Source organism: Pseudoxanthomonas sp. LjRoot204_2 (assembly GCF_056175765.1).
Window position 1 is genome coordinate 1 of record NZ_JBGFFG010000229.1, and the last position, 5555, is coordinate 5555.

Consider the following 5555-nt stretch of genomic DNA (forward strand, 5'->3'; position numbering starts at 1 on the left):
TTCCTGCCTCGTCCGAAACGCACCATGGAGAGCAGCCAGTACACGCTGGACGCAAAGCTGGATTTCGCTGTCGGTGACGCACATCGATTCATCGTCGGAAGCCAGGTCATCGACGGTGAACTGCAGGACGGCGTCTTCGGCATGGAAGGGGGCGGCGATGGCGCCGGTACCGTACAGGAACACAAGATGTGGTCGCTGTTTGCGGAGGACAACTGGACGCCGATAGAGAGGCTCACCATCACACTGGGTCTGCGCCATGACGACCACAACGTGTTCGGCGGCCAGTTGAGTCCCCGTGCCTATGCCGTATGGGATGTCAGCAGCGCATGGACCCTGAAGGGCGGCGTCAGCACGGGCTTCAAGACCCCCAAGACGACCGACCTTTACGACGGCGTCACCGGATTCGGGGGCCAGGGCACCACGCCCTTCGTCGGCAACCCGGACCTGCAGCCCGAAACCAGCGTCAACAGCGAAATCGCGTTGTACTGGACCTCGCCGGACGACGCGCACAACTTCAACATCACCATGTTCCGCAACGACTTCGACGACAAGATCGCGCGCGGCGAGACCAGCCTGAGCTGCGAGCAGACGGGGGGCGTCCGCCCCTGCGCCAACCTGGGGGACTACGCGCTGCTGGGTTACACCACGTATGCGCAGAACATCAATATCGACGAAGTGCGCATCCAGGGCGTCGAGATCGCAGGCCGATGGGGCATCAGTGGCAGCCTCTCACTGCGCGCCAACTACACGTTTACCGACAGCGAGCAGCTGAGTGGAGCGCAGAAGGGCCTGCCCCTCACCAACACCGCGCGCCACATGGCCAATGCCAGCCTGAACTGGCAGGCGACCGACGCGTTCAGCATGCAGTTGCTGGCGGAGGCCCGCTCGAGGCGCTACCGCGACACCCTCAACGGCGTGCGCCGCGACTACCAGGACTACACCGTGCTGCACCTGGGGGCGCAGTACCGCTTCAACGAACACGTGTCGCTGTCCGGCCGCATCAACAATCTGCTCGACGAGGACTTCACCACGTTCCAGACCGTCTTCACCGACCTCGATAACGACGGCATCTACACCTCCAACGAAGTGTCCTACCTCGACGATTACAACAACAAGGACAAGTCACGGAACCTGTGGCTGAGCCTCAACGTCAGCTTCTGACGTGCGAGCGCGTGCGCGGTCGTGTCCGCCGCGAACGCCAGTCAATTGAGAGCGATTCTCATCTGTGATGTAATGGTCGCCCGCTTCATCTGCGCCGAGAAAGCCGTTGTCCCCTTCCGCCTCCCCTGCCCTCCCGCAACAGCGCCGCGGCTTCTGGCTGCGCACGTTGCACCAATGGCACTGGATCAGCTCGGCCGTCTGCCTGATCGGCATGCTGCTGTTCGCGATCACCGGGATCACGCTGAACCACGCATCGAAGATCGAAGCCACACCCGACGTCGAGAACATCACGACGACCGTGCCCGCCCCGATCCTTGCGGCACTTGGCGACCGTCAGGACGGGAATGCGCCCCTGCCAGCCACCGTCGCGAGGTGGCTGGAAAAGGAGCTGTCGGTCGCCATCGGCACGCGACCGGCTGAATGGTCGGACGTGGAGCTCTACCTCTCCATGCCCGGCCCCGGCAGCGATGCCTGGTTGAGCATCGACCGCGAGACCGGCGCCGTGGAATACGAGCGGACCGACCGCGGCTGGATTTCCTATTTCAACGATCTCCACAAGGGCCGCAACGCCGGGCCGGCATGGGGATGGTTCCTGGACATCTTCGCCGTGGCCTGCCTGGTGTTCTGCATCACCGGGCTGTTCCTGCTGTACCTCCATGGCAGGCAGCGCAGCATGACCTGGCCGATGGTAGGGCTCGGCCTGCTGGTGCCCCTGCTCATTGCGCTGCTCTTCATCCACTGACCCTCTTCTTCCGGAAACCCGCATGTCGAAGATCGCCGTCCACACCACCCTGACCATCGCGCTCAGCGGCCTGCTGGCCACGCCGGCCTACGCCGCCGCGCTTGACGTCACTGTCGAGATCCCCAAGCTCAATGTGGCCGAATACCACCGGCCTTATGTCGCCGTGTGGATCGAAGGCGCGGACCAGAAGGTCGCCGCCAACCTGTCGGTCTGGTACCAGCAGACGAGCAATTCGGAAGGCCATGGCACCAAATGGCTGCCCGACATGCGCCAGTGGTGGCGCAAGTCCGGGCGCTCTTTGCAGGTGCCGGTGGATGGCGTGACCGGGCCCACCAGGCCGGTCGGCAAGCACGCATTGAGCTTCAGCGACAAACAGCACCTGGCCAAGCTGGCGCCCGGCCAGTACACCCTGGTCGTCGAGGCCGCGCGCGAAGTCGGTGGCCGTGAACTGCTGAAGATTCCCTTCACCTGGCCCGCCAAGGGCGCAGCGCAGTCGGGCAAGGCGCAGGGCGCCACCGAACTGGGCGCCGTCACGCTGACGGTCAAGCCCTGATCCTTTCCCTCTATCCGCTGGAGATTCCGATGAAGCGTTCCCTCGCCGTAGCCATCGTCCTGGCCTCCGCCATTCCCGCCAGTGCGCTGGCGCACAAGGCGTGGCTGCAACCCTCGCAGACTGTCATCGCCGGTACCAACCCATGGATCACGGTCGATGCCGCGGTGTCCAATGACCTCTTCTACTTCAACCACGTACCGCTGCGCACCGAAGGCTTGGTCATCACCGCGCCGGATGGGTCTACTGTCGAGGCGCAGAACCTGGCGACGGGCAAGTACCGCACCGTGTTCGACGTCGAGCTGAAACAGCAAGGCACTTATCGCATCGCGACCGTCAACAGGAACCTGATGGTTCGCTGGGAAGGCGCCGACGGCAAGCCGGGCGGCCTACGCGGCGCGAAGCCGGAAGACCTGGCCACCAAGGTGCCGAAGGATGCGAAGAACCTGCAGGTGTCGGAATCGATCGGCCGCATCGAGACGTTCGTGACAAACGGTTCGCCGAACGACACCGCGCTGAAGGCCACGGGCACGGGCATCGAACTGGTGCCGGTCACGCATCCCAACGACCTGTTCGCCGGTGAGGCCGCCACGTTCAGGATGCTGGTGGACGGCAAGCCCGCCGCGGGGCTGGAGTTCGAGATCACCCGCGGCGGAACGCGCTACCGGAACGCGCAGGATGAGATCAAGGTCACCACCAACGCCGACGGCGAGTTCAGCGTGACCTGGCCGGAAGCCGGCATGTACTGGCTGGAAACCGGCACCCAGGACGACAAGACCACGGTGCCGCAGGCCAAGCAGCGCCGCCTGAGCTATGTCGCCACGCTGGAAGTGCTGCCGCAATAAGCCGACCCCACGTTGCCGGACGCTCGTCCGGCGTCGTGCATCGACATGAACACCCCCCTCTCTTCGCCCCCCGTTTCCCCCACGCCCGTGCACGCATTGCGCGGGCATACCATGGGCACGACGTGGTCGGTCCAGTACGGCAGCGCGGTGCGCACCGATCCGCATGCGCTGCATGATGCGGTACAGGCGGAACTCGACCGCGTCGTGGCCCAGATGAGCACGTGGGAGGAAGACGCGGACATCATGCGTTTCAACCGCTGTGCGCCCGGCCAATGGTTTGACCTGCAGGACGACCTGCTACGCGTGCTCGCTGCGGCATTCGATGTCGCAGCACGCAGTGGAGGGGCATTCGATCCGACCGTATCGCCGCTCGTGGCGGTATGGGGCTTCGGCGCGCACGCCGGCCACCGCCGTCGTCCGGCGGACGTGGACCTGGTCGAGGCGCGCGCGAGGGTCGGCTGGCAACATCTGCGGCTCGACGCCGAGCAGCGCCGACTTCGCCAACCCKGTGGCGTGATGCTGGATCTGTCGGCCATCGCCAAGGGGTATGGCGTGGACCTGGTCGCCGGCCTGCTGCAGCGCTGCGGCATCGACGCCGCACTCGTCGAGGTCGGCGGCGAGCTGTACGGCTACGGCCGGAAGCCGGATGGGCAGTCGTGGCGGGTACTGGTGGAATCGTCGCCCGACGAAGAAGCCGACAGCGAAGGCATGGCGCCGCGCGTGCTGAGGCTGGAGAGCGTTGCGGTCGCCACGTCCGGGGACTGCTGGCACGCCTATGCACAGGATGGTCGTCGTTACTCCCACACGATCGATCCGCGCAGTGGCGAACCGGTGACGGATGCCGCCGCTGCGGTGACCGTGGTCGCTGCCGATGCCATGCATGCCGACGCCTGGGCGACCGCGCTGACGGTGATGGGTCCCCATGAAGGCCACGCGTTCGCGCTTCGGCATGGCCTGGCCGCGCGGTTCCTGCATCGCACTGCCGACGGTCTGCGGGAATCGTTGACGCCCGCCTTCGAACAGCATCTCGCCGCATGAGTGCGACATCCGCCAGCGCGCGACGGAGCATTGCCCCGCTGATCGGGAATGCATGTGCGATGGCGCTGCTGGTCGCATGCGCCTGGTGGCTCGGGGGCCTGCACGACGCCGAAGGGTGGCAGGCCATGCCGTCGACGATCCGGCGCCAAGCCGCGGTCGCGGCGGTGCTGGCGTATGTCGGCCTTGTCGCCGCGTGCCTGTACCGGGCGCGCGCCCGCGACCGCTCGGCGCGCCCGGCCCCGCGCGTTCCGCAGGATGCCATCTGGGTGGTGCATGCCAGCCAGACCGGCTTTGCGATGGAGCTGGCGGACCTGACGGGAGCGGCGCTTCGCAAGGGCGGCGTGAGCGTGCAGCGCGCCGCACTGGAACGCCTGGATGAAACGCGACTGGCCGGCATCACGCGGGCCCTCTTCGTGGTCAGCACCACCGGGGAGGGGGATCCGCCCGACCCTGCACTCGGTTTCGTGCGACGGGTGATGCCACTGTCGCTGTCGCTGGACAACCTGCAGTACGCGGTGCTGGCGCTGGGCGACCGCGAGTACGACCACTTCTGTGCCTTCGGCCATCAGCTGGATGACTGGTTGCGGAAGCACCATGCAAAACCCTTGTTCGATCTTGTCGAGGTGGACAACGCCGACGACAGCGCATTGCGCCATTGGCAGCACCACATCGGCCAGCTCGGCAACGGGAACGAAGCGCCGGACTGGGCGCCGCCCCGCTACGGCTCGTGGCAGCTGCGGAACCGCGTCCACCTGAATCCGGGCAGCGTGGGCAGGCCTGCTTTTCACCTCGTGCTGGAGCCCGCGGAGGGCACCTTGCCGTCCTGGACGGCGGGAGACATCGCCGAGATCGGGCCGCGCCGCGCCACGGGGGATGTCGAAGAGGTACTGCGCCGCATCGACAAGCCGGGCAATGCGAAGGTGCGCTGGCAGGACGAAGTGCAGCCGCTGGCATCCGTTCTGGCGCGCACCCGCTGGCCCGATCTTGCGACGATGTCCACCGCAACGGACGCACAGGCGCTGGCGGATGCCTGCACGCCGCTTCCGCACCGCGAGTACTCCATCGCCTCCCTTCCAGCAGATGGCGGCGTGCACCTGCTGGTACGCATGATGCAGCGCGCCGATGGCTTGCCTGGCCTGGGCAGCGGCTGGCTGTGCAGGTACGCACAGCCAGGGGATGCGATCGCCCTTCGCATCCGGCGCAATCCGAACTTCCACCC

6 protein-coding genes are annotated in these 5555 nt (G+C 66.3%); all 6 read left to right on the plus strand.

What is annotated here, in order from left to right; translation table 11 throughout:
• Positions 1-1161 (plus strand): TonB-dependent receptor domain-containing protein (locus AC04L7_RS11560; protein WP_475513047.1); only part of this gene is annotated, 1161 nt, incomplete at its 5' end.
• A gap of 106 nt (positions 1162-1267) precedes the next feature.
• Entirely contained in the window at positions 1268-1903 is a 636-nt protein-coding gene (locus AC04L7_RS11565) for a PepSY-associated TM helix domain-containing protein (RefSeq protein ID WP_435999956.1), read from the plus strand.
• 22 nt (positions 1904-1925) lie between these two features.
• On the plus strand, positions 1926-2456 hold the full coding sequence (locus tag AC04L7_RS11570; RefSeq protein WP_435999958.1) for a DUF2271 domain-containing protein: 531 nt from the start codon (positions 1926-1928) through the stop codon (positions 2454-2456).
• Positions 2457-2485: 29 nt separating this feature from the next.
• Positions 2486-3298 carry a DUF4198 domain-containing protein gene (locus tag AC04L7_RS11575; protein ID WP_435999960.1) on the plus strand — a complete coding sequence of 271 codons (813 nt, stop codon included), beginning with the start codon at positions 2486-2488 and terminating at the stop codon, positions 3296-3298.
• A gap of 45 nt (positions 3299-3343) precedes the next feature.
• A complete protein-coding gene (locus AC04L7_RS11580; protein ID WP_475513048.1) occupies positions 3344-4336 on the plus strand; it encodes an FAD:protein FMN transferase in 993 nt (330 codons plus the stop codon).
• The coding region (locus AC04L7_RS11585; RefSeq protein WP_475513049.1) for a flavodoxin domain-containing protein at positions 4333-5555 on the plus strand (1223 nt) is incomplete at its 3' end. The genes AC04L7_RS11580 and AC04L7_RS11585, both read left to right, overlap by 4 nt.

What these genes read in the sequence shown, in the direction of transcription:
- AC04L7_RS11570 (WP_435999958.1), top strand. Translation starts at nt 1,926, where the DNA reads ATGTCGAAGATCGCCGTCCACACCACCCTGACCATCGCGCTCAGCGGC.
- AC04L7_RS11575 (WP_435999960.1), top strand. Translation starts at nt 2,486, where the DNA reads ATGAAGCGTTCCCTCGCCGTAGCCATCGTCCTGGCCTCCGCCATTCCC.